Raw genomic sequence first — 26461 nt, forward strand, 5'->3', positions numbered from 1 at the left:
TCGAAGTTCTGATGTTGATGTTGATAAAAATATGAACAGTGACTCCGTGCCAGAACAGCAACGAGAGGTTCAACGTCTTCTAGGCCGCTGCATGCTGCGGCTCCAGCAATATGAGCGGCTGATGAAGGCGCTCCTCGTCGACCATGAAATCGATGGCGAGATCTACACATTGAAGCAAGCTCGAGCGCAGCGCGTTGACGAGTTCGCGACTGACACTCTCGGTCTTTTGGTGAAGAAGCTGTTCGGTTCGTTCGTCGTCGCTGATGATGCTCACAAATCGATGCCCAAAGGGCGAAACGTTGCTCCAAAGGCTCCTGCGTTCAGCTACCGGATCAGTCTACAGATGTCGGCAGCGGACCACGCACAGGTTGTGGCGGAGTTGGAGAATCTGGTCAACGTGCGAAATCGGTTGGTGCACCACTTCATTAATTACTTCGATCTCTGGTCTGTCGATGGTTGCGCTGCTGCACAAGTCAAGCTTAGCGAGCATTACGCGCTCATTGACGGACACTGCAATAGGCTGCAGCACTGGTCCACACGAATGAATGAAGCGAAGTCAGCCATGTTGGACGAAATGGGGACGCCGGCATTTTTAAACTTATTGGTCGACAGCAGATTACCTGGCGAGATGATTGAAGGCGCGATCGCTGGAATCGTTTGCGCGCTGCGTGAAGCTGCAGCCGAACTGGCGATCGATGGTTGGACAAGGCTCGATGACGCAGTGGCGTTCGTTGTCGAAAGGTACCCTGCCCAAACACCGGACAAGTGCGGTTGTCGGTCCTGGAAGCAGGTGCTCCACGAATCGCGCATATTCGAGTTGCGGTACCGTACGAACGGCGGTGATTCTCGCTTCGCCTGGTTCAGGGAACGAGGGGCGTAACACCGACGCACGTTTTCAAACTTCCGCGCCGGACAGCAGCCGATCGGTTGGAACCCGCATACCACCGAGAATCGGACAATCGTGCATCGCAGCGGCGTTTGCATCCCATCCGCACCAACCAAGAGCGCTCCATGTCTGCGGCCATCGGTCATCAGAGGAATTTCCCGAGAACCGTCATTCAAGCGCGTCACCCCTTGGTCAAGGGGTTCGGGGTTCGGTCTTCGGTCGCTGTCGCTACCAGCGAAACTTTTGGTCTACTATCGGCTGACGATCCATTCACCCAAAGAGATTGAAATGATCATTCCTGCTGTGATGCGTCCTTCAAGCGAGCTCGTGGGTCGATATCGAGAGTTAATCGCGTCGTACGACTCCGTGACGTGTGCGTTGTCCGACTGTATGGGCCGATTCGGTGCGATGTCGGTTTCCCTTCGGCCCATCTTCGAACCTCTTTCCTTTGTGGGCACCGCAGTCACGGCCAGGGCGCTAGCGTCGGACCTCGCGGCGCCGTTCAAGGCGATTGACGTAAGCGAACCGGGGGACGTCATCGTGATTGACGCCCATACGTCGGCTAGTACCGCGTTCTGGGGGGAGAACATGACGTTGTCCGCGCTAAACCGTGGCGTTGTCGCTGCAGTTATCGACGGAGCCTGCCGCGATGTGCCGGAAATTCGCCGACTTCGGTTTCCGGTCGTGTGCCGCGGTATCGTGCCCAATGTTGCGGCCATCGCCGGTTACGGTGAAGTGAACGTTCCTGTTCAGTGTGGCGGCATACCGGTCTCACCAGGCGATATCGTTGTGGGAGATGAAAACGGTGTAGTGGTGGTGCCGTTCGCCCGCTGCGAAGAGATCATCGGCAAGGCCGAGGAGCTACTGGAAACAGAGCACGTTCTCCAGGACCGGCTACGTGCGGGAGGCACGATTGGACAGCTCGTAGATGTCGACTCGGTGTTTGCCAATACGTTTTCGTATCAGCAGCGCGCCGTGCGTGATGACAAATAGAGCATTTTGACCTGTCCGGCGCGTTCGAGGATCAAATGATCGAAGGTCTGTTTCCTGAAATCCGATCGACCGCAAGGGGTCCCAAGTACGCGTTGCCGGCGGGTCCAGCTCAGCATTCGCTATTGCCGAGGCACGAACGGCGGGAAAGCGTCGCATGGCTGCCCGACCGAAGTCTGTAGCTCAGCTTCGACAAGCCGATTGGCGGTCCGCAAGTAGTGGCCTTTGGCCGACCGCATAGCGATCCTTACTATCCATTGGATCACTGACACGCGATTGTCGATTGGGGAGTAGGACGGTCTATTCCCACGATTGCAAGCTGCGGTTATTCAGTTCAGGTCGTTCTAATGGACTCGTCTCTTAAGGGCGCTCTTCGTCGATCACGGCGAAAACCCGAAGCGGGTTACCCTTTCATCCGCGCAAGACTATTCGACAGATGCATCCGCATGGCCGCGCGTGCAGCCTCCGAATCCCGGCGCGCGATCGCTTCGTAGATATTCAAATGCTCGGTGTTCACGCGCGCAGAGTAGTTTGCGGGATCGAGTCGTGCGCGCGGCGCGAATGCCGGATCGAGCGTCGTCAGCACATCGACGAAATAGGCATTGCCGGTTGCCTGCGCAATGCGCATGTGGAAGCGGAAATCGTACGGCGCGGGGTCCTCGCCGGCACGCGCGTGCGCGTCGATCGCTTCGAGCGCCTCGAGGATTTCCGCGTGGTCTTCCCGGGTCGCGCGCACGGCGGCGAGCGCGGCGCTCTCCGCTTCGATGCAGATTCGTAATTCCAGGATCGCGAAGACATCGCGCCGTCCGCTCGCGGCCGCAGGCTTGAAATCGACCGCGGGTGCGGGGCTCGGCAGGACGAAGCTGCCGATGCCATGACGCGTTTCCACGAGACCGTTGGTTTGCAGCCTCTGCACCGCCTCGCGCACGACGGTCCGACTTACCGCGAACTCCTCCATCAGCGCCACTTCGGTAGGCAGCTTTTCGCCGACCTTGAGCACGCCTGCACGAATCTTTTCGATGAGCCGGTCAATGACTTCCTGCGCGCGCGCCGCTGGGCGTCGGATGGAAGGCGGAGTCGAGGTGTCGGGCGGCATGGAGATTGGCGCGAGCGGTAACGACGGAATTATACGATCCCGTGTGATGTGACGACGGACGTTGAGTCATTCAGGATGATAAGTATTAATACTGAGTGATGGTATGTCATGGTCGACGGTTGTCAATTGGGAAATCGCAAACCATCGCCGACATATTGAGTTTAAGTAACTGATAAATATATGAAAATATCTAAAAGCAAAGATTTTATCCGCGATTACGGGTTAACTCTCATTTGATGAGTGATGTGATGACCGTAGTATCCGTCGCTATGTTGTACGACGACGAATCACTCTTAAAAGTCGTCGTAACACTTCACACCAACAACGATGGAGACGACATGGAAAAGGTCCGGTCACGAGCGCCGCGCTTCATGGGCAGCATCCTTGGAATGCATCGAATCGGGTTCGCGGCGGCGGTCTGCGCCGCATTTCCGGTCGTCGCGAATGCGCAGTCGTCGATCACCCTGTACGGCGCGGTCGACGATGCGCTCGCGTATATCAGCAACCAGCACGGACACTCGAACATCTTCCTCAAGAGCGGAAGCCTCGAGTCCAGCAAGTTCGGGTTCAAGGGCGTGGAAGATCTGGGCGGCGGAACGCAGGCGCTGTTCCGGCTCGAAAGCGGCTTCAACCTGAATACCGGCGCGATGTCCGACAAGGACACGATCTTCGGCCGCCTCGCCTGGGTCGGCGTGACCAACCCGCAATACGGCACGCTCACGTTCGGCCGCCAGTACACGCCTTATCTGCTCTATGTCGGCGCGCTCGGCCCCGCGCCGGCGCTCACCGGCGCGACCGGCGCGCACCCCGGCGACATCGATCAGCTGGACGTCGACAGCCGCGCGAGCAACGCGATCACCTATACGACGCCGTCCTTCCACGGGCTGCAGGTGAGCACGCTCTATGCGCTCGGCGGTGTCGCCGGCCAGTTTCCGTCTGGCAATACGTTCAGCACGGCGGCACGCTATACGGCGGGCAAAGTCGATGTCGCGGTCGGCTATCTGCGGGTGACGAACAACAACGTGGCCGGCACCTTCAGCCCGACCGCGACCGGCACGTTCGACCAGTCGCCCATCAATGCAGGCTATGTGAGCACCCATGCGGTCCAGTACATCGCAGCCGCCGGCAAATATGTGTTCGGGCCGGTGAAGATCGGTCTCAACTATTCGAATACGCAGTACAAGCCGGGTTCGGGCTCGCTTTTCACGGACACGGCGATCTTCAACAACTACGGCATCACCGCCGAGGCGAACCCGACGCCGTTCACCGGGCTCGCAGCGGGGTACAGCTATACCCGTGCAACCTCGGCGAACGGCATCAGCGATCCGGCGCGGTTCCATCAGTTCTCGTTCGAGCAGACCTATTTCGTCTCCAAGCGCAGCACGGTCTACTTGCTCGAGGCCTATCAGATGGCGCGAGGCAAGACGCTCGGCTCGAAAGGCGCGGGCAATATCGTCGATTCGGTCGCGACCGTCGGACGGATCGGCGAATCGATGCCGTCCTCGGGCGGTTCGCAGTTCGTAGCCATGGTCGGTTTCCGCCATGCGTTCTGATCGGGACTCGGCCGATACGAAGTTCAAGTTCTCACAGTGACAGGAAGTCTCATGAAAATCGAGCGGGTCAAAGGCGTCGCATTTACCTATCCGAGCAAGCGCGGCGTGGACAGTGAAGGGCATTCGCACGTGGGCGAGGAGCGCCCGGCCGAACTGGCGATGCTGACGGTGGAAACCGACGACGGCCACGCCGGCCACGCATTCGCGCCGCCGGAGGTGATTCGGCCGTTCGTCATCGATTCGGCGCTGCGCAAGTCGCTGATCGGCCGCGATCCGCTGATGCGCGAGCAGATCTGGCATGACCTCGCGCTGCGCCAGCGCGGCAGCGCCGGCCAGTTGACCGACCGTGCCCTGGCGGCCGTCGAGCAGGCGCTGTGGGATCTGGCAGGCCGCGCGTTCGGCGTGCCGGTGTACAAATTGATCGGCGGCTACCGCGACAAGGTGCCCGCCTACGGCAGCACCATGTGCGGCGACAGCCTCCCCGGCGGACTCGCGACGCCCGAGGACTTCGCGCGCTTCGCGGAGAAGCTCGTCGAGCGCGGCTATCGCGCGATCAAGCTGCATACGTGGATGCCGCCGGTTTCGTTCGCGCCCAATCCGAAAATGGATGTGAAAGCCTGCGCCGCGGTGCGCGAGGCGGTCGGCCCGGACATCGCGCTGATGCTCGACGGCTACCACTGGTACAGTCGGATGGACGCGCTCTACATCGGCCGCGAGCTGGAGAAGCTCAAATTCACGTGGTTCGAGGAGATGATGAGCGAATCGAGCATGGCGTCCTACACGTGGCTGTCGCAGCAGCTCGACATTCCCGTGATCGGCCCCGAGACCGCGAGCGGCAAGCACCACACGCGTGCGGACTGGGTGGCGGCGGGCGCGTGCGACATCCTGCGCGCCGGCGTGCCGGGTGTCGGCGGCATCGCGCCGACGCTGAAGGTCGCGCATCTGGCCGAATCGTTCGGCATGGATTGCGAGGTGCACGGTAACGGCGCGGCCAATCTCGCCTGCGTCGCGGCCATCAAGAACTGCCGCTGGTACGAGCGCGGCCTGCTGCACCCGTTCCTCGACTACGATGAAGCACCGGCCTATCTGAATGCGCTGCCGGACCCGATGGATGCCGAGGGCTTCGTGCATCTGTCCGCGTTGCCGGGGCTGGGCGAGGACATCAACTTCGGCTATATCGAAGCGAACGCGACGCGCGCGTGGTAAGCGCGTAACAGTCCATCGATATTTCGCGCAAGACGCCGCTGCCGCCCCGACGCACCGGGCGCGCGACAGCCGGCGCAGGAGGAGACGCAACATGAAACTGCCGTACGTGCCGGCGCTCGCCGCCATGCTCTGCGCAGGATACGTCGCGGCCGCGCATGCCGCGACGCCCGCCGACCAGTTGCTGGTCGGCATGAACATGAACAACGTGCTGACGCTCGACCCCGCCGCGGCGACCGGCAACGACGTGATGCCGGTTGCGGCGAACCTGTACGACTTCCTGGTCGAGCTCGATCCGAAGCAGGTCACGCACATATTACCGGGGCTCGCCGAAAGCTGGACCGTGTCGCCCGACCGGCGTCGCATCGACTTCAGGTTGCGCGCCGGTGTGACGTTCCAGTCCGGCGATCCGCTCACCGCCGACGACGCCGCGTGGTCGCTGCAACGCACCGTCAAGATGAACCGCGCGCTCGCCTCGCCGTGGAAGAGCTACGGCTTTTCCGCGCAGAACGTCGACACGCTCGTGCGCGCCGCCGATGACCGCACGTTGTCCATCACGCTGCCGCACGCCGTCGATCCAACGCTCGTCATCTACACGCTCGCGACGTCGATCGGCGCGGCGGTGCTCGACCGGCGCGAAGTGCTCGCGCACGCCCGTGGCAACGACTACGGCGGCGGCTGGCTCGCGACGCACGCGGCGGGCTCGGGCGCGTTCGCGCTCGCGCAATGGAAGCCGGAAGACGTAATGATCCTCACGCGCAATGCCGCGTACTGGCGTGGCCCGGCGAAGCTGCGGCGCGTGGTGCTGCGGCACATTCCGGAATCGCAGGCGCTGCGCTTCATGCTCGATCGCGACGATATCGATCTCGCGCTCGGCCTCTCCGCGCCCGATCTCGTCGCGATGCGCCGCGACCCGCACGTCGACGTGATGACGGTGGCCACCGGCGCGATGTACTACGTCGCGCTCAGCATGCAGAGCAAGCCGTTCGCGGATGCGCGGGTGCGCGAGGCCGTGCGCAGACTGATCGACTACGACGGCATCAACCGCTACGTGATGGCGGGCTACGGTGTGCCGCATCAGCGGCCGGTGCAGTCCGGCCTGCCGGGCTCGCTGCCCGACCCCGGCTACCGGCTCGACGTGAGCCACGCTCGCGCGCTGCTCGCGCAGGCCGGCTACGCCGACGGCTTCGACACGACCATTCGCGTGCTGGCCGACCCGCCGTTCCTGAACATCGCGACATCGCTGCAGGCGACGCTCGCGCAGGCCGGCATCCGCGCGCAGGTAATTACCGGCACCGGCAATCAGGTGTACGGCGCAATGCGCGACCGGCGCTTCGATATCGTGGTCGGGCGCGGCGGCGGAGGGCTCGAGCCGGACCCGTTTTCGAACGTGCGCGCGCTCGTCTACAACCCCGACAACCGCGATGCGGCGAAGCTGACCAACTTCCAGGGCTGGCGCACCGGCTTCGCGGACGAGCAGATCAACCGCTGGTTCGCGTCCGCGCAGGCGGACCCCGATCCGCAAAGCCAGGCGAAGCTGTATCAGGCGATCCAGCAGCGCTACGCCGAACTCGTCGGCCCGATCCTGCCGGTGTCGCAATCGACCAACACCGTCGTCGTGAGACGCGGCGTGGACGGTTACGTGCCGAGCCCCGTCTGGACCACCCGGCTCTGGGCCGTGGGCAAGACGTCGTGAACCTCGCGCAGTTCCCAACTCCATTCCGTGCAGGCGACTGAAATGAACCTGACTTTACCGATGTTCTCCGGCGCGACGCGCCGGCGCGTGGCCGGCATCGGCGCCCGCGTCGCGAAGGCGGGCGTGAGCCTGATCGGTCTGCTCACGCTGACCTTCGTGATCGGCCGCGTGATGCCGATCGATCCGGTGCTGTCCGTCGTCGGCCCCGACGCCGATCAGGCGACCTACCGCGAGGTGTATCGACAGCTCGGCCTCGACAAGCCCGTCTGGGCGCAATTCGGCTCTTATCTTGACCATCTCGCGCATGGCGATCTCGGCCGCGCGCTTTTGACGGGCCGCCCGGTCGCCGAGGATATCGTCCGCGTGTTCCCGGCAACGGTCGAGCTCGCCACCGCGGCGATCGTATTCGGCGCGCTGCTCGGCATTCCGCTCGGCGTCTTCGCGGCGACGCGGCGCGGGCGCTTCGCGGACCAGGCGATCCGCGTCGGCGGCATGCTCGGCTATTCGACGCCCATTTTCCTTGTCGGCATGCTCGCGCTGCTGGTGTTCTACGCACATTTCGGCTGGACGGGCGGTGTCGGACGCGTCGGGCTGGGCGAGGAGGGCGTCGTTGCGCCCGTGACCGGCTTTCTGCTGATCGATGCGGCGCTGCGCGGCGACTGGGCCGTCTGGAAAAGCGCGCTCCATCACCTGATGCTGCCCGCGACGATTCTCGGCCTGCACTCGACCGCCTATATCAGCCGCATGACGCGCAGCTTCATGCTGACGCAGCTCTCGCAGGAATACGTGCTGACCGCGCGCGTAAAAGGGCTGTCCGAGCGCGCGGTCGTGTGGGGCCACGTATTTCCGAACATCCTCGTGCAATTGCTGACTGTCGTCGCGCTCGTGTACGGCACGTTGCTGGAAGGCGCCGTGCTGATCGAGAGCGTGTTCGCGTGGCCGGGCTTCGGCCAGTACCTGACCAGCAGCCTCCTGCTCGGCGACATGAACGCGGTGATGGGCTGCGTGCTGCTCGTCGGGCTCGTCTTCATCGTGCTGAACCTGTTGACCGACGTGCTGTACCAGGTCGTCGATCCCCGCACGCGACCATGAATGCGCCGCCGCTTCCGTCACGCGCCTCATCGCGCGCCATGCCGGCCTCCGCTCAACCCAACCCGTTGCCCGATACGATGAACCCGTCTTCCGTTTCCGTTCGCCCGCAGCCGGCTTCGTCCGACCGGCTCGCCGCGCTCCTGCGTCACGCGCGCCGGCTACTGCGCACTCCGATGACCTGTGCCGGCGCGATCGTGGTCGCACTGCTCGTCGTCGTGGCCGTGCTGGCGCCACTCGTCGCGCCCGCCGATCCGTACGCCCAGCATCTCGCCTTCGCGCTCGCGCCGCCCGGCGCGGGCCACTGGCTCGGCACAGATGAGTATGGCCGCGATATCCTGAGCCGGCTGATTTATGGCACCCGCATCACGCTGTTCATCGTCGTGCTGGTGAGCGTGATCGTCGGGCCGATCGGCCTTGCCATCGGCACGGCGTCCGCGTATTTCGGCGGCTGGGTCGATACCGTGTTCATGCGCGTGACCGACATCTTCATCTCGTTTCCGAGCCTCGTGCTGGCGCTCGCGTTCGTCGCCGCGCTCGGGCCGGGAATCGAACACGCGGTGATCGCGATCGCGCTCACGTCATGGCCGCCGATCGCGCGCCTCGCGCGCGCCGAAACGCTTTCGTTCCGCAACGCGGACTTCATTGCCGCCGTCCGGCTGATGGGCGCGCGGCCCATGCGCATTCTCGTCTGGCACGTGTGGCCGATGTGCGTGTCCTCGGTCATCGTGCGTCTCACGATGAACATGGCGACGATCATCCTGACCGCCGCCGGCCTCGGCTTTCTCGGCCTCGGCGCGCAGGCGCCGTCGCCGGAGTGGGGCGCGATGGTGTCGGCGGGGCGGCGCTACATGATGGATGCATGGTGGCTCGTCGCGGCGCCCGGCGGCGCGATCATGATCGTGAGTCTCGCCTTCAACCTGCTCGGCGACGGATTGCGCGATCTGCTCGATCCGCGCGCGAACTGAACCACGGAGCGCGACATGACCAATCAATCCTTCAGCCTCGCGGCAGATCCGAAGCTCGTCGTCGATGGCCTGCGCGTCAGCTTCGCGACCGAGACCGGCATCACGCACGCCGTGCGCGACGTGTCTTTCACGCTTGGCAGCGAGAAGCTTGCGATCGTCGGCGAATCCGGCTCGGGCAAGTCGACGGTGGGCCGCGCGCTCCTGAAGCTGCATCCGCGCCATGCGGCGATCGACGCCCGCGCGCTGCGTTTTGCCGACACCGATCTGCTGCGCGCCGACGAAGCGACGATGCGCACGATCCGCGGTCGTCGCATGTCGATGATCATGCAGGACCCGAAGTTTTCGCTGAATCCGGTGAAGACGGTCGGCGTGCAGATTGCGGAGGCGTATCGCGCGCACGTCAGGTGCAGCGCCGTCGAAGCGCGCGAGCGAACGCTCGTGATGCTCGAGCGCGTGCGCATTCGAGACCCGCTGCGGGTGTACGGACAGTACCCGCACCAGATTTCCGGCGGCATGGGGCAGCGGGTGATGATCGCGATGATGCTGATTCCCGAGCCGGACGTGATCATCGCGGACGAGCCGACTTCTGCGCTCGACATCACCGTGAGGCTGCAGGTGCTCGAGGTGCTCGACGAACTGATCGCGAAGCGCGGCATCGGGCTCATCTTCATCAGCCACGACCTGAATCTGGTGCGGCACTTCTGCGACCGCGTGCTCGTGATGTATGCGGGGCGCGTGGTCGAATCGTGCGCGGCGGACGATCTCGAGCACGCGCGGCATCCCTATACACGCGGGCTGATCGACACGCTGCCGCGCATCGACCGGCGCCGCGAGCGGCTGCCGCAACTGCAGCGCGACCCGGCATGGAAAGGACTCTGAGGAGACGGCATGAGCATGATCGATATCGCAGGACTCGACCTGACCTTCGGTGACGGCGAGCGCGCGCACCACGTGCTGCGCGACATCCGGCTGTCGGTGCAGACGGGCGAAGTGTTCGGGCTCGTCGGCGAATCCGGCTGCGGCAAGAGCACGTTGCTGCGTTGCCTCGCGGGGCTGATCCGTCACTGGAGCGGGGACATTCGGATCGACGGGCGCGCGTTCGGGCATGCGCTTTCGCCCGAGCGCTGCCGTACCGTGCAGATGGTGTTTCAGGACCCGTACGGCTCGCTGCATCCGCGCCATACGATTGCGTCGGCGCTTGGCGAGCCGCTGCGCATTCACGGCATGCGTGACGTGGATGCGCGCATCGATCGCGCGCTGACCGATGTCGGCCTCGACGCTTCGTTCCGGACGCGTTTCCCGCATCAGTTATCCGGCGGACAGCGCCAGCGCGTGGCGATCGCACGCAGTCTGATGCTCGAGCCGCGCATCCTGCTGCTCGACGAACCGACCTCGGCGCTCGATGTTTCCGTGCAGGCCGAAGTGCTTAATCTGCTTTCCGACTTGCGGCGCGAGCGCGGTCTAACTTACGTGATGGTCACGCACGATCTCGGCGTCGTTGCGCATCTGTGCGACCGGATTGCAGTAATGCGCGAAGGGAAGATCGTCGAAACGCTCGCGGTCGAATCGCTTCTCGAGGGCCGAGCGCAGCAGGATTACACACAGTCCTTGCTCGAGGCCTCTATTAGGTATGCATGACGCATATCGGGTCCACTAGAGGCCGCTCAGATGTCACCTTGCTCATGTTGCGTCACGCGCGAGGGGCGCGGGGACGCATGCACTTTTCATTCGCTGTTGCTGTCAGACCGGATCCGGCCCATGAGCGGCCCTTGAACCTGCAAGAAAAATTGGCAGCATTTAGATACAAATCGGCCATTCTGAGCGCCCGAATCAGTGGAATCAGTCTGTCGCCAGCGTCCCCTGGATCAAGGAATCAAGCGTCGCCTTTCCTGTCAGAATCACCCGTGTCGACCTCCGGCGACACGCCGAAATTGTCGATCAGGATGTGGAGGCTGAGTAGGAGAACCCAGATCGGGAAAACAAGCACGATCCAAACTATGTAGTGACCAGCAAAGAGCAACGCGAGCGCGGTGGCGTATCCAATAAACGCAATCCAGCGCGAAACAAAGCCTGTACGAAGAGCAAGTGTACTGGTGGCCATCGTGAATACTGCGGCCATGCGGACCGCGTAAATATTCATGGCTTCGTCTGCAAACTCTCGCGCGACGGTGAACGTGACCGAGCCGGGAAGTCGATCGAACCCAATCCTATACGCGGCCACAATCCCGCCGACAAACGCGGCCGCGGCAAACAGCATCGCTAGGAACAGGAGGCCACTGCCCATGAACACCGTAGCAAAGAAGCGATCCTCGCGATCGCCCAGACGATCCCGCAGCACGCCAATGAACCAGAGAAAGGCAATGCCAGCAAACGGCACCAGGTTGATCGCAACAGTTACCGTACCCGAACTTTCTCGAAGCCACTGGCCCGCTTCGATAGGGCCGACCGGAACAGAACGGCGCAGCAGCAGAAGGCCGGTAATCATTAAGACAGAAAACAAGATGCCGGCGACGGCAGCAGCTCGGGGGGCTCTGAGCCGCTTGCCCGGGTCGATCCAATGAAGTCGCGAGTCCTTCGTTGAGGGATTCATGTTCAGCGTCCGTGATCTGTGTGGGTACTTTGTTCATGCCAGGCCAAGCGGCGGCCAACTTCAAGTCTTGACAGGGATCGATCCAACGAGGCGGCAATTCAGGCGCCGCGAAACAACTGTGAGGACTGTTACCGGCGCTTTCGTTCACGCTGCGGTGCCGATTGCCATTCCACTCGGGAAATCGTCCGTGGCGTCACGCAGCGAGGCGCGGCGTCGGAGATGGCAGGCGTGCTGCTCAAGTTCTTCGCACTGCGGGTTATCCAGCACTTCCGCGTGCGTCAAGACGAGCGGCAGGCATATTCCCGCCGCCTGCAATGTTGCGTGTCATTGCTTCATTTGTGTCGTCGATCGGACGCTCGCCGGCTCTTCACCGGTGGCTCAAGTGGGTCGGTTTCGGGCGACCGCGTCGGGCAGTGACCGGCCAATGCGCGTCGTTCGACGCTCCGCCAGTCTGATTCCGTCCGCCTACCTGAGCGGTCACTCACGGATCGGCGGCGACACCGGAGGTGTGTCGGCCAAGTCAAAGCACATGCCCTCCGCGATTTCCGGGGCGGATCACCGCAAGCGGATCTGACAAATTCACTCACTCGGCACTGGGAAAACGTCGCTGACGCGACAGGCGTCGCTTATCGTGGCTATGCGACAGACCATCTTCGGATAGCGAAGGGATTGAGCGGGCGAGTGCAGCACGGCGAGTTCGCCGGCTCGCCGTCCCGGCTCTGCTGCTAGCACTCCTGCGCTTGCTCAGGTAACGGGCACGAACTCTCCTTCGGCGAAGAACCACGCCGACATCGTCCGTGCCAGCTCGAGCACGACCTCCGCATCGGCCCGGCCGGAGGACTTGCGCACGTGGAACGAATGATCTGCGTCGTCCACCACATGCAGCGTGGCGCGTGGCCCCAGCGTCTCGACGACCGACCTCAGCAGGTGAAGCTCGGCCAGCTTGTCGCGCGTGCCCTGCAGGAAGAGAATCGGCACCGTGACGTCCGCCAGGTGCTGTGCCCGGTCCACGCCGGGCGCGCCCGCCGGGTGCAGCGGGAACGCGACGAAAGCGAGGCCACGCACGTCGTCGAGCGGGGAGATGGCTTGGGCCTGGGACGTCATGCGGCCGCCGAACGACCTGCCGCCCGCGAACAGCGGCAGGGCTGGCAGCCGACGGCGGGCCTCTGCGACGGCTGCCCGCACGGCAGCATGTGCCACGGCCGGCGAGTCCACCCGCTTGGAGCCCCGCTCCATGTACGGAAACTGGTAGCGCAATGTGGCGACATTAGCCGCCGCAAGCGCGTCGGCCAATGACGACATGCCGGCGTGCTGCATGCCCGCCCCGGCACCGTGCGCGAAGACATACAGGGCTCGCGCGTCCTCCGGCACGCGGAGGAGCGCAGAGACCTTAGTGCCGTCGGGCAGTGCCAGGGAAAGCGATTCTGGGTCGTCCATCGTATTCAGGTCGTGTCGTTGTGGCCTTTGCGCCGATTCTGCATCAATGAGGCATCGGGGAGCGTTTGTGGCGGCCTCCGGCAAGGCATTGCGCAGGCGGAGTTTGCCGGCCGATCCATGGAGCGCGCCCATCGTGAACGGCGCCGCAGTCGCGATGTGTCGGTTGACGACCGCAAGCCCGACGGCGTAATTGCACGCCCATCATTGTCAGCGAGCTGTTACGACACTGCAATCAGCGTACATAGAACACGCTAGGGTTGAGCATATTCGTCAGAACCCTCTCCAGAAGGCGCTATCCTTTCGCTGCATCTCGGAATCCGCGCCCGTCGAAGTCTCGGCACGCGGCTTCAGGAGCAGCATCGCACCCAACCATAGCAAATATCCGGCACCGGCAACTTCACGACCGTGTAGGCCACTTCCGAGGCTCGAAGCAATGCGCCAAGACCCAGCGATACCGCGGCGCCCCATATCAGGCAGCCAAGTGCTATCCCGATTGCTGTCAAAGTCGCGGGGCGGCGTCCTTCTGCCGTAGCCGACCGCAGTACGATCGCGGTATCCACTCCCGGCGTAATGGTAAGAATCGATGCGGCGCCGACGAACGCAAGGAGCAGCGGAAGGTTGACCATACGACAAGATCGCTTTCGGTGACGTTGAAAACCCAAATGCCCGGGCGCTGAATAAATGGCCCAGGCGAAGACTCTGATTTATCACATCGACGGATCGCCTCGCCGCCTGCGACCCAGCAATCGGCGAGGCTTGAAGCGCGGATCGGGGCGACCTTGGAGTCAGTGGGTGGGAGCAGCCGATTTGCGGCCGGTAGTATGAACGCATAGCGCCAGAGCCGCGAAGACTGCACCGAGGACGCATACTGCCGTCCAACCAGCACGATTCCATGCAAGGCTCGCCGCAGCAGACCCGGCTGCACCGCCCAGGAACATACCGCCCATAAGGATTGCATTCAGTCTGTTACGGGCTTCGGGCCGTAGTGCTTGAATGACGTGTTGGTTCGACACCTGTGAGCCCTGTGCGCCGAAGTCCGAGATATTCGCAAGCCCAGATCTGATGCTCGTACTGCGTCTTGTAGCGTTGGTAGAGCGTGCGAAGCGAGGCAATCGTCGGGGTAGGTAGGTCGAGCCGCTCACCGACGTACCGCAGCAACTGGCGCGGCAAGGTGCCAACATGGTCAAGGGTATCACCGCTCGCCCGCAGAAAGACCAACTGAATCGCGGCACCCGCGCGTCGGTCGCGCCGGAAGCGCGCGTTGATCGCGGCGACATCATTTTCGGCGAGCCGCGAATTTGCTAAGGACGGGATGCGCGGATCTCATCGAGGCTACGGGCGTGCTTCGGCAACTGCCCATCTGGCAAGCCAGATACATGCATGCAGACCGTTTCGACGTCACGAACAAGAAGCTTGCAAAAGGCGTCGGGTCCATACATGCACGAAAAGGACGATTACCCCTTAAAAGAAACCACGGACTCCCTGATTCGGCAGTCAATAACGTGTCGTAGCACTGAGATGCTGAATGGGGAAGGTCGCAGCGGACTCAGGCTTCAAGACCTATGACGCGATGCGTAAGGCCTTTCAAGCGAAGCTCGGAATCCCACCGCTGTATATAGAGACCGCTTTGACGCCACCGCGGAAAGTGGCGTCAAAGCGTGATGCAGCGAGAGGTCGACCCGCTATCGACTTACTCCGGCTTGAAGCAGTACACCGCCAGCTTGTTGCCATCGAGGTCGCGAACATAGGCCGCGTAGGCGTTCGGAGCCCAACCACGCGTACCTGCGGCGCCTTCGCACATGCCCCCAGCGGCCAGTGCCTTCTTGTGGAACGAGTCAATCGACGCGCGGTTCGGAGCCTCGAACGAAACGGTGACGCCGTTGCCGACCGTTGCGGGCTGGCCATTGGCCGGCTTCAGAACGAAGAACGACGGCGCGCTTTCGCCCCAAATCGAACCGTTGTTGTCGAGGTCAGCAATTCGCTTGAGACCAATTTCTCCCAGGACTATGTCGTAAAAGGAGCGTGCTTTCTCGAGGTCGTTCGTGCCAACGGTGACGTGAGTGTAGACGGTCATGACGTTCCCTAAGGTCAGTGAGGTTGATGAGACGAAGCGGTAACGAATTGGGACGACCACGTGGATGAGGACGCGGCCGAGAAACTCAATCGATGACGACGGAACGGACGGATTCGCCCTTCGTCACTAGGTCCAAGCCCTCGTGAATCTGGTCGAATCGATGTTTACTTTGCCTTCCATGTAATCAAACTTGTTCCGAGAATGATGTCGCAGTTGGAGGCAAGGTGGCCGATTCGGTCCAATTCTGGCTTAAATCCAGTGCATGTTGGCCAAGCCGTTGGAGACCGCTATCTTTGACGCAGCTCGTCTCGGTCCACGCCGTCCATCGATGTGGGATTCAGTTGACGCATCGAGCTGGCCAAGTCCGTTGACTGCCCTCCGCCAACGGACGGAGGCAGGAGACCTCTCCCGTTTTCGTCCACGGCTTCTATGCGGAGCCGGTCTTCAAGGCAGAACCTGCTAATACGAGTCGTAGCTTAGGAAGTGAGGGCAGCGTTGTCCTCAGATGCTGCGAATGTGAATCCTCAAATCAAGCAAAAAAAAGGTACCGACAGAAGCGACTATTCGTCGCGTAACGGACCGTTCGTCCGGCGCGACAATAGGTCAAAGAGCGTCGCAGCAGCGTCAAACTCGTCTGTTAGTCTGTATCAACGCTGCTCCTCGCACCGCGAAGTAGAGGAAAAGGGGCGCCAGCCTGCCGAAAGACCGACTATCGAAGGGAGTCCATCAATGTCGACATGTTTCGCTGTACTCCATCAAGGAGACGACCAAACTCTCCAATCTTCCGAACACAGCATCTTGCAGGCGATTGCGGAGGAAGCCAGCATCCAGTTCGAGCCTGGCTTCGCGGGAAGAAGTTACCTTGAGGTGCCGAGGAGCGAGGATGTGAAGCACGCCATCGAAGCGCGCTTGGAACAGAATCACATGTCCTTCAGCGTCGTGACACGCATCGCGTATTAGCCAGATAGTCGCCCACATCCGTTCCAGCGATTGAGGGCAATCCCCCCAGGCTGACGAGAGACCAGGTGAATCACGCATTTACGCCGCCGAGCGACTCCGAGGGTCGCTCCCAACCGGTCCCCAATGAGATGCAATAATCGGCTTCGGCCGAAAGTGCCCCAAAGTATGAGCGGCGATTCAAAGCCAATGCGACGCCGCTATTTCGGGCTACCTATGCAGTCGCAGGTCAATCGGTTCCGCTAACGCACTGAATCGGTGTCTTCCGCCTGTTACCAGCGTGCTCCGGGCGCCGGCGTGGTGAAGTCGCGGAGTTCCTTCGAGGCCGAGCGATAGCCTGACTTCGACATTCTCCGCTTCGGGTTGAAGCCGCTCTGCATCAAGAGTAACGTGGTCACCCTGTGAGCACGATTGCGTACTATCTGAGCTACTCATGACGGCTCCTGTGCGCAAGGTAGACGAACGCGCCGAACATGGAGCGTCGCAGAGGTGGCAGGGAGGGTGATATCGGCATGGAAGACACATCGAAGGCGCGCTACTTGATTTCCGCGGAGACCGCGCAGGAAAAAGCCGAACTTTTGCAGGAACTTGCCGGCGGCAAGAATGCGTTGCGAATCAATCAAGCGCTTGAAGCAGTGGCGTTAGGATGCGGGTTCGACCGGTGGCGCGAGCTGGTCGCTACTAACGCGAGATTGGCGGCAGGCGATGCCAATTCCCTCGACATCTCGGCCTTCATGCTGGCCGATGACGAACATGTCGACACGGCGACTCTGGAGGCACGCCGCGTGCTGCAGACCGAAGCGGTTCGAGGTGTCATTACATGTTCATATGCGCGGGCGCAAGAACTCGTGACTCAGTGGGCATTGTCTGGCACACCGCAAGCACTGGAAACGACTTCGCCAGACGATGGGCGTCACGACAAGACCGGACGCTTAGTGGTCGATGACAACTCAGAGCAAACGCTTCGGAACGCTCTCGACGATGCTCTGCTTGCGGCCACGCAGGAGGGTGGTCCTGACGAACTGCCGTACACGTCGTCTTCTACGCCCCCTTCGCCGGTCGCAGTGACATACAAGAAGCGTCGTTTGCCAACCGATGAGAGGTAGGCTGTTGGTGACCGTAAACCTATGCATCGGGTGGACCAGTAGCCGGCATGAGCACGACTTGCCGGCGGGGCAGGTGAACCCTCTCATGGGCGACGCCGAGACCGGGAGTCAAGGCGGGCGTTCCGGCCATCTCGACCAGAAACATGGGACGACTGTCTCTGTGCGGCAGCACACCATCGCACGTGACCATCGCTCGGAACTTTGTGGACACGATGATGGGGCAAGTCGAGAAGAATGCAGACGAAGCTGGGGCAGTTGCACGTGTCGCGGAAGCCGCCAGAGAGGTGCAAGCCGCATCAAGCGCATTGGAAGAGCATTTCAAAGCAGAAAGGGCGGAGCCGACGGTGCAGCTGGCAAGGCTTGCTGCAGCGATGAGCGAACTTCAGAAAGCACGAGATGAGTTTGATGCACTTCTTGCAGCTAAACGCTCGCCGCAGAGCAAGGTCGCCTCGCTTCTCAACGACGCTTTGGCACCTCCGATGACCATGGCTGCGACGAAGGTGTCCGACCTTTGACGGCGCAATCTACGAAACACATCGTTTCACCGTACCGCTTGAGTCGACCGGAAGAGAGCGTCTATATTGTGCAAGCGTCTTGCATGGGCGCGTTCATCTTGGCCCGTCGTTCGCGACGGGTTTCTTTTCGATAACCAAACCCGGCTCGTTCAACCCGATTGCGACGCAAAAGGATTGATAGGTCGCACGCCGTCTCGGTCTTTCACACGTTCGAGCATCTGCACCTTCTCCCAGTCTGAGACCATAGCCTGCAGCCCGCGCACGACATCCGCTTCAATTGCCTGCAATCCAGCGTCTCCTCGAAAGCTTGCTCTGAAGACAGTATTCCAACGGTACTGGAAATGTCTGGAGACTTCGCCAATACGGTCCGGCGTCCCAGCGTCCGCAAAGATAACGGATTGAGGGGAGAAGACGTCGTAGTAGATGACGTGCGGTTGGTCGTTTTGCACAGCGACACTTGGCTCCTCGCTGACTAGCAGCGATGCCACAAGCTCTATCGAGCCCTTCATACCCCTGGGCGTTTTGAAGACCCATACGCGCTTCGGCAAGCGATGTGACAACTCAACAATCTTCGCGCTACTGGAGCCAATCAAACCGACCGAGCCGTTCTTGACGTTCTGCTCGAAACTCTGCGAGTGATAGAAAATATCCATTCGCTACTCATCCACCTCAGTTGTTTGTAATGTCACGCGACCACGGTATGTTACCAACTTCGCCTTTCAAGCTCGGTGACACGCGCGAGTCGTCACGTCCAGAACAGTTCTGCTGATACTTCATCGACGTCAGAAGAACGCGGGTCCTCGCAGATTGTGTTGGGACAGTTTCGCAGAGGTTCCGCTGTTCTCGAAGAACCTAGTCGACTGCGTCATTGATTTGGCACCTGGCGGATTCGACGCGAAGGATCGTCATACTTCCACTTGATCGGCTTCGGATTTTTGTTGTGCTCGCGGATGTAGCGCATGAGTTTGCGATTCAGATCCTTTACTGAAGTGAAGATGCCCCGGGCGATCACATCACGCTGGATGCGCGAGAACCAGTTTTCCACTTGGTTAAGCCACGACGAGTAGGTCGGCGTGAAGTGCAGACGTACGTTGCGATGCGCGTTGAGGAAGGTGGCCACCCGCTCCGTCTTATGGCTACTCACGTTGTCACAGATGACATGGATTTCTCTGCGTTTGGGCTGGCTGGCCACGACGTCGGTCAGGAAGGCCACAAACTGTTCGCTGGTGTGGCGCGGCGCTGTTCTGCCCAGCACCTCGCCGGTCGCAGTATTGAACGCCGCGAACAGGCTGAGCGTGCCGTTGCGCTTGTACTCGAAGCCGTGACTCTCGGCGCGCCCCGGCGACAGCGGCAGCATCCGGTCCTTGCGGTCGAGTGCCTGAATCGCGGTCTTCTCGTCCACACAGAACACCGCTGCGTGCGCCGGCGGGTTCAGGTAAAGCCCGATCACGTCGGCTGCTTTGGCCTCGAAGTCCGGGTCGTTGGAGACCATGTGCCGCTCCAACTGCTGCGGCTTGACCCCATGCTTGCGCCAGATGCGCTGCACGGTCGAGACCGACACGTCGCCGAGCTCTGCCGCAAGCTTATAGCTGCTCCAGTGTGTCGAGCCGTCGGTGGGTTTGTGCTTGAGAGTACGGTTGAGCACACGCGCCTCAAGTCTGGCTGGCGGCTGCTTGGGAGCGCGCCCGGGATGTCGGGCGTACATGCCAGACAGTCGCTCGCTAAGAAAGCGCCCCGACCAGCGCGCGATGAAGCGCGAGTCGCAACCCAGTGTGCGCATGATGCTGTCGCGCGATTCGCCGTCCTCGAGCATCAGGATCAACTTCGCGCGTCGTACGTCCGCCGCACGCACCGTTCGGCTGCGCGCCGCCGACAGCAGTTGCTCGCGTTCGGTATCGGTCAGATTCATTTTGCCCATGACCCGCATCTGAACACACTTGGGGTGCCAATTCAATGATGCAATGCACTAGACATGGCTCAAGGTCCGCTTTATCGTTTCGCAAAACCACTGCTGAGCGCCCGAGTCCTCAGCATGCGGGTACCAGTACAAGTTCACCTCGAACGGCTGTATCTGGAACGGTAGCGGCAGGACCTTTAGACGTCCATCCGTCGCAAAGGCTTTCGCGACACGTGTTGGTAGCGCCAGCACGAGGTCTGTTGTTGCAATCGACGAAAATAGGCTGGTGAAGTGTGGGACCCGGAGGACTATCTTCCGTTTGAGGCCCATCTCGCTCAAAGCGTCCTCGACAAGATGGTGGCCGGTGAAGGGTGCCACCACGACGTGGTTTGCAGCCACGAATTCTTCTAACGACAGCGTATCGCCGATGCTCGGATGTGATTCGCTCAACAGGCACGAATAGCTCTCGCTGAACAAAGTCGCTTTTCTTGCCTCGCCGCCGACAAACTGCAGATTTCCGACTACAGCATCGACGTAGCCGGTCTGCAACCATTCAGCAATGACGCTGCTATCGATTTGCACGATTTCGAGGCCAACCGACGGTGCGACCGTTTGAAACTCGCGAATCAGAAGGGGAAGGAAATACAGTTCTCCCAGGTCGGAGAGCGCAAGCCTAAATGAGCGCTCCGACTTCGAGGGGTTGAACTGTCGCGTCGCGGAGATGGCTGACTCGATGCTGTTCAGGGCTCCCCTGAACGAGTTGAACAACTGCGTCGCATTGAACGTCGGGACCATCCCCTCACGAGTGCGCGTGAAAAGCGGGTCGTGGAGCAAGTCCCGCAGTCGATTCAACGAGTAGCTGACGGACGGCTGAGTGATATTAAGCCGCTTCGCTGCCCCGCTAACGCTCTGCGTCTCGTAAATTGCGACGAACGTTCGAATCAAATTAAGGTCGGTGCTCATGGTTACCACCAATATAGATGGTATCTATTATAAGAACAGAAAAACGATGATTGGTCTTATTTTCTTCGGCCTCATAGCATAGGTCCATCGAGACGGAACTGATGCCATGAAGACCATTCACCAAGCGTGCTACGAAATCCTCAGAACCCAGGGTTTGACAACCTTCTTCGGGAACCCGGGCTCCAACGAACTCCCGTTTCTCAAGGATTTCCCGAGCGACTTCAATTACGTTCTCGGGTTGCACGAGGGCGCCGTTGTAGGGATGGCGGATGGCTACGCTCAGGCAACGGGCCGTCCGACCTTGGTGAATTTGCATTCCGCAGCGGGGACGGGCAACGCAATGGGCGCGCTCGCCAACGCATGGAACTCCCACACGCCGCTTGTCGTGACGGCCGGTCAGCAAGTTCGCGCCATGGTCGGTGTGGAGGCCCTGCTCGCAAACGTCGATGCTGCTTCGCTGCCGAAGCCGCTGGTCAAGTGGAGCTCCGAGCCCTCCTGCGCGCAGGAAGTGCCGCTCGCACTCAGTCGCGCTATTCATACGGCGAGCACGGGCGCGAAAGGTCCCGTCTATCTGTCGGTCCCGTATGACGACTGGAAACGAGAGGCTGCTCCGGGCGTTGACTATCTCGCCACGCGCCGCGTTGAAATGGCGGGTGTCCCAACGCCCGCAATGCTTCAGAGTCTTGCTCGCGAACTCGAGCAGGCTAAGACCCCGGCGATGATTGTCGGTCCGGATGTCGACGCGAGCGAAGCAAACGGCTTCGCAGTGGCGCTCGCTGAAAAGCTGTCGATGCCGGTCTGGATGGCGCCTTCTGCGCCGCGTTGCTCGTTCCCGACGACCCACGCTTGCTTCCGCGGCCTCTTGCCCGCAGGCATTGCGAGCATCAGCCGACTGCTCGAGGGTCATGACCTGGTGCTCGTGGTAGGCGCGCCCGTCTTCCGTTATCACCAATACGAACCAGGCGATTTCCTCCCCCAAGGAACGCGTCTCATCGCAATCACTTGTGACATCAACGAGGCTACGCGCGCGCCGATGGGCGATGCAATCATCGCCGAAATCGTGCCGACTCTCGAGGCGCTGACCAATGCGGTCTCGAAGTCGTCTCGCCCGAGGCCCGCCGCTGTTCGCCGTCCGGAACCGGCTCCTGCTGAAGCAGGACGGTTGGCGCCGGAACGCGTTTTCGACATTCTCGATGAAATGGCGCCGCGTGACGCAATCTACGTGAACGAATCGACGTCGACCACGAACATTCTGTGGCAGCGCCTGCGCATGACCGAACAGGGTAGCTACTACTTCGCGGCCGCCGGTGGTCTCGGCTTCGCACTTCCCGCGGCGGTTGGTATCCAGTTGGCAAAGCCCGGGCGCCGCGTCATTGGCGTGATTGGCGACGGCTCGGCGAACTACGGCATTCAGGCTCTGTGGACGGCGGCGCGGTACAACATCCCGACCATCTTCATCATCATGAAGAACGGCACGTATGGCGCGTTGCGATGGTTCGCTGGTGTTCTGCAGGCCGAGAACGTGCCGGGGTTGGACGTTCCTGGGTTGGACTTCTGCGCGCTCGCACGCGGCTACGGTGTTGAAGCGCTGCACGCCGATTCGGCCGAGTCGCTCACTTCGGCCTTGCGACAAGCCCTTGCTCGAAAGAAGCCAGTGTTAATCGAAGTTGAGACTCGGGCTTAAGGCGCAGAGGTACTGTGTTATGAAAATGCTCGTAAATGTCGCTGATTTTCGCGCTAGCGCCAAGGCGCGCCTCCCTAAGATGGTGTTCGACTATCTCGAAGGCGGGGCGGAGGATGAGATTGGACTTCGCCGTAACCAAGACACCTTCAGGAAAATCAGGTTTCAGCCGCGCCGTCTCGTTGATGTCAGTTCTCGCAGTACGCAAGTGAACATCCTCGGGAAGGCGGCGAGCGCTCCGCTCGTCATCGCGCCGACCGGTTTGAACGGGATTTTCTGGCCACAAGGCGACCTGGCCCTCGCGCGCGCTGCTGGCAAGTTCGGAATTCCTTTCGCGTTGTCGACGGCATCGACCGCTTCCATCGAAGAGGTGGCGAAGGCGGCGACCGGTGATATCTGGTTTCAGTTGTATGTGGTCCACCGCAAGCTCGCTGAGCTGCTGGTCAAGCGCGCGTTGAACGCGGGTTACACGACGCTCATCCTGACAACCGACGTCGGTGTGAACGGCAAACGTGAACGCGACCTGAGGAACGGCTTCGGGATGCCCGTGAAGTATTCAGCGAAGACCATTCTTGACGGCGTGCTGCATCCGCGCTGGTCTTTGGACCTGGTCAGATATGGGATGCCGCAACTGGCAAATTTTGCAAGCCAGGACGTGCAGGACACTGAATTGCAAGCTGCGCTGATGAGCCGGCAGATGGACGCGAGTTTCGCGTGGAACGACCTGAAGTGGCTTCGCGACCTGTGGCCGCACAAGTTGCTGATTAAAGGCATCAGCCGGGTTGATGATGCGCGTCGCTGCATCGAGCTCGGAGCAGATGGGGTGATTCTTTCGAATCACGGGGGTCGGCAACTGGACAGCGCCATAGCGCCAGTCGAAGTGCTGCAGGAAACCGCGAAGAGCATTGCCGCGCCGGTTTTCGTTGATAGCGGCATTCGCCGTGGCTCAGATGTGGTCAAAGCAGTGGCGTTGGGGGCAAGTGCAGTGCTTCTCGGACGAGCGACGCTTTACGGTCTCGCGTCTGGTGGAGAAGCCGGTGTCGACGCGGTCCTCGCGCTCCTCAAGGGCGAAATCGACACGACGTTGGCGCAAGTTGGTTGTCCTTCCGCCAGCCAGCTCAACTCGGATTTTTTATGGAATGGCGGTCGTTGCAATGTCGATGACTTGAGCATCGCCGACTCGGTATCTGTATAAGAGGTTGCTGTCGTGGAAGATATTCAAATTACTGGCCTGCATGCAAGAGCTGTCAATGTGCCGCTTCAATACCCCGTGAAGACGGCAGTTGGCACCGTCGCTACGGCTTCGCTGGTGTTGATTGACCTGCTTACGAACGCGAATGTCACCGGTCACGCGTACGTGTTCACTTACACGCCCTTGGCGCTGAAGCCGACTCTCCAGATGGTCGAGGCGCTTGGTGCGCTCGTGAAGGGCATGCCACTGTCTCCCCATGATATCGACCGCGCGTTCAACGCCCGTTTCCGTCTTATCGGCAACACGGGCATCGTGCGCATGGCCACCGCAGGCCTCGACATGGCCGCGTGGGACGCGAAGGCAAAGGCCCATCGGTTGCCGCTCGTCGAGTTGCTTGGCGGAAAAGCGCGTCCGGTGGCTTCGTATGACAGCCACAGCATGGATGACGTGGAACTGGGCACAAAGCGCGCTCGCGATGCAGTGGAAGCCGGCTTCAAGGCCGTCAAGACGAAAATCGGTTACGCGACGCTCGAGTACGACCTGAAAGTCCTGCGGGCGTTGAAGCAGGTGACGGGCGAATCGGCGCAACTCTTGGTCGACTACAACCAAGGTCTGTCGGTGCCGGAAGCAAAACGTCGCGGCCGTGCTCTGGAGGCTGAAGGCATTTCGTGGATTGAAGAGCCGACTTTGCAACATGACTATGCCGGCCACGCATCAATCCGTGAGGCGCTAAAAATTCCAGTTCAGATGGGTGAAAACTGGTTCGGCCCCGACGAAATGCAAAAGGCTGTTGACAGCCGCGCGTGCGACTTCTGCATGCCGGACCTTATGAAAATCGGCGGCGTCACCGGCTGGTTGAAAGCCAGTGCAATCGCAGAACAACACAGCTTGCCGATGTCGAGCCACATCTTCCAAGAATTCAGCGCGCATGTTCTTGCGGTAAGCCCGACCGCCCATTATCTCGAACGGATGGACCTCGCGGGTCCCATCCTCGAGCCGGTTCTTGAATTCAAAGACGGGCAAGCGCATTTCGGCAATGAGGCCGGCGCCGGAATCCGCTGGAAAGAAGACCAAGTGAATAGGTTCTTGGTTTAAAAAACAACCTTGAAACATACCGTCAACGAAGCGAACAATTGCAGATTCGTTGTACTAACTCAAAGCCGGCAAGAGCTTGTCCACAGTTTAAATTTGGAGACAAAGATGGACCATCACGCCGCCGTTGGTGACGCGTTGTTCAACACGCGCCTTAACTCCCGCCATCTCATGGTCATGTTTTGGTGTTCGTTGCTGATGCTTTTTGACGGGTACGACCTGGTGATTTACGGGTCAATCCTCCCCCAACTCATGCATGATTGGCAGCTCTCGCCGGTCACCGCAGGGTTCATCGGAAGTAGTGCGCTGTTTGGGATGATGGTGGGCGCCCTGACACTGGGCAGCTCTTCTGACAAATTCGGCCGCCGCCGCATCATCCTCCTTTCCTTGGTGCTCTTCGGGATTGCAGCGTTTGGCAACGCCTTCTGCACCAATACGACCGAGTTCGCCCTCTGCCGGTTCATGACGGGCCTGGGTCTTGGAGCCATGGTGCCGAACATCGTGGCGCTGGTGACGGAGATGTCGCCTCGCAGCAAGCGCAACATCATGGTCACCGTCATGTTGAGCTTCTTTTCCGTTGGCGGTGTTGTTGCCGCGCTAATTGGGAAAGCAATCACGCCGGAATTTGGCTGGCGCGCGAACTTTCTTATCGCTGGCATCCCGCTGCTGTTCTTCCCGGTCTTTTACAAATGGCTCCCCGAGTCAATCAGCTACCTGATTGCTCACAAGCGCTTCGCTCAAGTCGAACCCGTCTTGCGCAGTTATGCCCCGGACTTTCACGGCAGTGCGCCAAGTTTGGCGGCCGAGGAGGAAGACGTGGAGCAGGCTCGTGTGCGCGCCGTTGAGCTGTTTTCCCATGGTCGACTGATGGACACCCTGTTCCTCTGGGTTGCGTTCGGCATGTGCATGCTGATGGTCTATGGCCTCAATACATGGTTGCCCAAGCTGATGGCCGCAAACGGCTATTCCCTCGGCTCGAGCCTTTCGTTCCTGATTACATTGAACATCGGCGCGGTCATCGGTGGCTTGTGCAGCGGTTGGTTGGCGGACCGCTTCGGTGGCAAGCCCACATTGATTCTCTTCTTTGCAGTGGCTGCCGTCTCTATCGGATTGCTGGGCTACAAGCAGTCCCCCATCGTCTTGAACATCTTGTTGATGGCGGCCGGCGCAACGACCATCGGAACGCTGTGTATCGCTCACGCATTCGCCGCGCAGCTCTATCCGTCCGGTATCCGTTCGACCGGTGTAGGTTGGGCGGCCGCGGCAGGACGCTTCGGCGCCATGGCTGGTCCGGCTCTCGGTGGGTATCTGCTCGCACAAAAATTTGCCGTCAGTTTCAGCTTTCTCGTATTCGCAGCACCGGGAATCGTTGCCGCAATCGCGGTCTTGCTGATTTCGAGCCGCCGCGTCCGCGCTGAACATCCGGTGCACACGCTCGCTTCACAGGCGAAGTGAATATCCAGGAAAAGCATCAAC

General features: G+C 60.9%; 23 protein-coding genes and 1 pseudogene. 15 read left to right on the forward strand and 9 right to left on the reverse strand.

What is annotated here, in order from left to right; genetic code table 11:
• Positions 1-31: 31 nt before the first annotated feature.
• Both AC1Z32_RS09095 and AC1Z32_RS09100 read left to right on the forward strand, forming a co-directional pair.
• On the forward strand, positions 32-880 hold the full coding sequence (locus tag AC1Z32_RS09095; protein ID WP_483478398.1) for an LOTUS domain-containing protein: 849 nt from the start codon (positions 32-34) through the stop codon (positions 878-880).
• Positions 881-1174: 294 nt separating this feature from the next.
• A complete protein-coding gene (locus AC1Z32_RS09100) occupies positions 1175-1879 on the forward strand; it encodes an RraA family protein (protein ID WP_483478399.1) in 705 nt (234 codons plus the stop codon).
• A 400-nt stretch (positions 1880-2279) separates the two neighbouring features.
• Here AC1Z32_RS09100 and AC1Z32_RS09105 read toward each other — a convergent pair whose 3' ends face one another.
• The gene (locus AC1Z32_RS09105; protein WP_483478400.1) at positions 2280-2972 is read right to left on the reverse strand and encodes a FadR/GntR family transcriptional regulator; all 693 of its coding nucleotides are present in this window, start codon (positions 2970-2972) and stop codon (positions 2280-2282) included.
• A 338-nt stretch (positions 2973-3310) separates the two neighbouring features.
• On the opposite strand from AC1Z32_RS09105, the gene AC1Z32_RS09110 reads away from it, so the two are divergent.
• From AC1Z32_RS09110 to AC1Z32_RS09140, 7 genes are all read left to right on the forward strand, one after another.
• Positions 3311-4525 carry a porin gene (locus AC1Z32_RS09110; RefSeq protein ID WP_483478401.1) on the forward strand — a complete coding sequence of 405 codons (1215 nt, stop codon included), beginning with the start codon at positions 3311-3313 and terminating at the stop codon, positions 4523-4525.
• 51 nt (positions 4526-4576) lie between these two features.
• Positions 4577-5731, forward strand: a complete 1155-nt coding sequence (locus AC1Z32_RS09115; protein ID WP_483478402.1) for a mandelate racemase family protein — start codon at positions 4577-4579, stop codon at positions 5729-5731.
• Between the two features lie 91 nt (positions 5732-5822).
• The gene (locus AC1Z32_RS09120) at positions 5823-7424 is read left to right on the forward strand and encodes an ABC transporter substrate-binding protein (RefSeq protein ID WP_483478403.1); all 1602 of its coding nucleotides are present in this window, start codon (positions 5823-5825) and stop codon (positions 7422-7424) included.
• 42 nt (positions 7425-7466) lie between these two features.
• Complete coding sequence (locus AC1Z32_RS09125) at positions 7467-8516, forward strand: ABC transporter permease (protein ID WP_483478404.1); 1050 nt, start codon at positions 7467-7469, stop codon at positions 8514-8516.
• 77 nt (positions 8517-8593) lie between these two features.
• The gene (locus AC1Z32_RS09130) at positions 8594-9481 is read left to right on the forward strand and encodes an ABC transporter permease (RefSeq protein ID WP_062607477.1); all 888 of its coding nucleotides are present in this window, start codon (positions 8594-8596) and stop codon (positions 9479-9481) included.
• A gap of 15 nt (positions 9482-9496) precedes the next feature.
• On the forward strand, positions 9497-10360 hold the full coding sequence (locus AC1Z32_RS09135; RefSeq protein WP_062607425.1) for an ABC transporter ATP-binding protein: 864 nt from the start codon (positions 9497-9499) through the stop codon (positions 10358-10360).
• 15 nt (positions 10361-10375) lie between these two features.
• Positions 10376-11119 (forward strand): ABC transporter ATP-binding protein, encoded by a 744-nt coding sequence (locus tag AC1Z32_RS09140; protein WP_062607476.1) that lies wholly within the window; start codon positions 10376-10378, stop codon positions 11117-11119.
• Positions 11120-11354: 235 nt separating this feature from the next.
• Here AC1Z32_RS09140 and AC1Z32_RS09145 read toward each other — a convergent pair whose 3' ends face one another.
• The 5 genes and pseudogenes from AC1Z32_RS09145 to AC1Z32_RS09165 all read right to left on the reverse strand — a co-directional run bounded on the left by AC1Z32_RS09145 (position 11355) and on the right by AC1Z32_RS09165 (position 15582).
• On the reverse strand, positions 11355-12071 hold the full coding sequence (locus AC1Z32_RS09145; protein WP_483478405.1) for a hypothetical protein: 717 nt from the start codon (positions 12069-12071) through the stop codon (positions 11355-11357).
• 744 nt (positions 12072-12815) lie between these two features.
• Positions 12816-13508, reverse strand: a complete 693-nt coding sequence (locus AC1Z32_RS09150; RefSeq protein WP_483478406.1) for an alpha/beta hydrolase family protein — start codon at positions 13506-13508, stop codon at positions 12816-12818.
• Between the two features lie 347 nt (positions 13509-13855).
• Positions 13856-14134, reverse strand: coding sequence for a LysE family translocator (locus AC1Z32_RS09155; RefSeq protein WP_483478407.1), 279 nt, complete (start codon positions 14132-14134; stop codon positions 13856-13858).
• Positions 14135-14534: 400 nt separating this feature from the next.
• Positions 14535-14798: pseudogene (locus AC1Z32_RS09160) on the reverse strand (DUF4158 domain-containing protein); the annotation flags it as partial.
• 400 nt (positions 14799-15198) lie between these two features.
• Positions 15199-15582: a VOC family protein gene (locus AC1Z32_RS09165; protein WP_483478408.1), complete on the reverse strand. Its 384-nt coding sequence runs from the start codon at positions 15580-15582 to the stop codon at positions 15199-15201.
• 1469 nt (positions 15583-17051) lie between these two features.
• On the opposite strand from AC1Z32_RS09165, the gene AC1Z32_RS09170 reads away from it, so the two are divergent.
• Together AC1Z32_RS09170 and AC1Z32_RS09175 are read left to right on the forward strand one after the other, a co-directional pair.
• Positions 17052-17645: a hypothetical protein gene (locus AC1Z32_RS09170; protein ID WP_483478409.1), complete on the forward strand. Its 594-nt coding sequence runs from the start codon at positions 17052-17054 to the stop codon at positions 17643-17645.
• A gap of 143 nt (positions 17646-17788) precedes the next feature.
• On the forward strand, positions 17789-18160 hold the full coding sequence (locus AC1Z32_RS09175) for a hypothetical protein (protein WP_483478410.1): 372 nt from the start codon (positions 17789-17791) through the stop codon (positions 18158-18160).
• 149 nt (positions 18161-18309) lie between these two features.
• On the opposite strand, the gene AC1Z32_RS09180 is transcribed toward AC1Z32_RS09175, so the two are convergent.
• From AC1Z32_RS09180 to AC1Z32_RS09190, 3 genes are all read right to left on the reverse strand, one after another.
• Positions 18310-18813 carry a hypothetical protein gene (locus AC1Z32_RS09180; RefSeq protein ID WP_483478411.1) on the reverse strand — a complete coding sequence of 168 codons (504 nt, stop codon included), beginning with the start codon at positions 18811-18813 and terminating at the stop codon, positions 18310-18312.
• Positions 18814-19025: 212 nt separating this feature from the next.
• Entirely contained in the window at positions 19026-20087 is a 1062-nt protein-coding gene (locus AC1Z32_RS09185) for an IS630 family transposase (RefSeq protein WP_483476817.1), read from the reverse strand.
• A gap of 39 nt (positions 20088-20126) precedes the next feature.
• Positions 20127-21020, reverse strand: coding sequence for a LysR family transcriptional regulator (locus tag AC1Z32_RS09190; RefSeq protein WP_483478412.1), 894 nt, complete (start codon positions 21018-21020; stop codon positions 20127-20129).
• 106 nt (positions 21021-21126) lie between these two features.
• Here AC1Z32_RS09190 and mdlC point away from each other — a divergent pair, with 106 nt between their 5' ends.
• The 4 genes from mdlC to AC1Z32_RS09210 all read left to right on the forward strand — a co-directional run bounded on the left by mdlC (position 21127) and on the right by AC1Z32_RS09210 (position 26440).
• On the forward strand, positions 21127-22704 hold the full coding sequence (gene mdlC / locus AC1Z32_RS09195; protein WP_483478413.1) for a benzoylformate decarboxylase: 1578 nt from the start codon (positions 21127-21129) through the stop codon (positions 22702-22704).
• A 19-nt stretch (positions 22705-22723) separates the two neighbouring features.
• A complete protein-coding gene (locus AC1Z32_RS09200) occupies positions 22724-23896 on the forward strand; it encodes an alpha-hydroxy-acid oxidizing protein (RefSeq protein WP_483478414.1) in 1173 nt (390 codons plus the stop codon).
• A gap of 12 nt (positions 23897-23908) precedes the next feature.
• Positions 23909-24988 carry an enolase C-terminal domain-like protein gene (locus AC1Z32_RS09205; RefSeq protein ID WP_483478415.1) on the forward strand — a complete coding sequence of 360 codons (1080 nt, stop codon included), beginning with the start codon at positions 23909-23911 and terminating at the stop codon, positions 24986-24988.
• A gap of 105 nt (positions 24989-25093) precedes the next feature.
• Complete coding sequence (locus tag AC1Z32_RS09210; protein WP_483478416.1) at positions 25094-26440, forward strand: MFS transporter; 1347 nt, start codon at positions 25094-25096, stop codon at positions 26438-26440.
• The last annotated feature ends 21 nt before the right edge of the window (positions 26441-26461 follow it).

The sequence above is a fragment of the Caballeronia sp. 11_S32 genome (assembly GCF_056930355.1).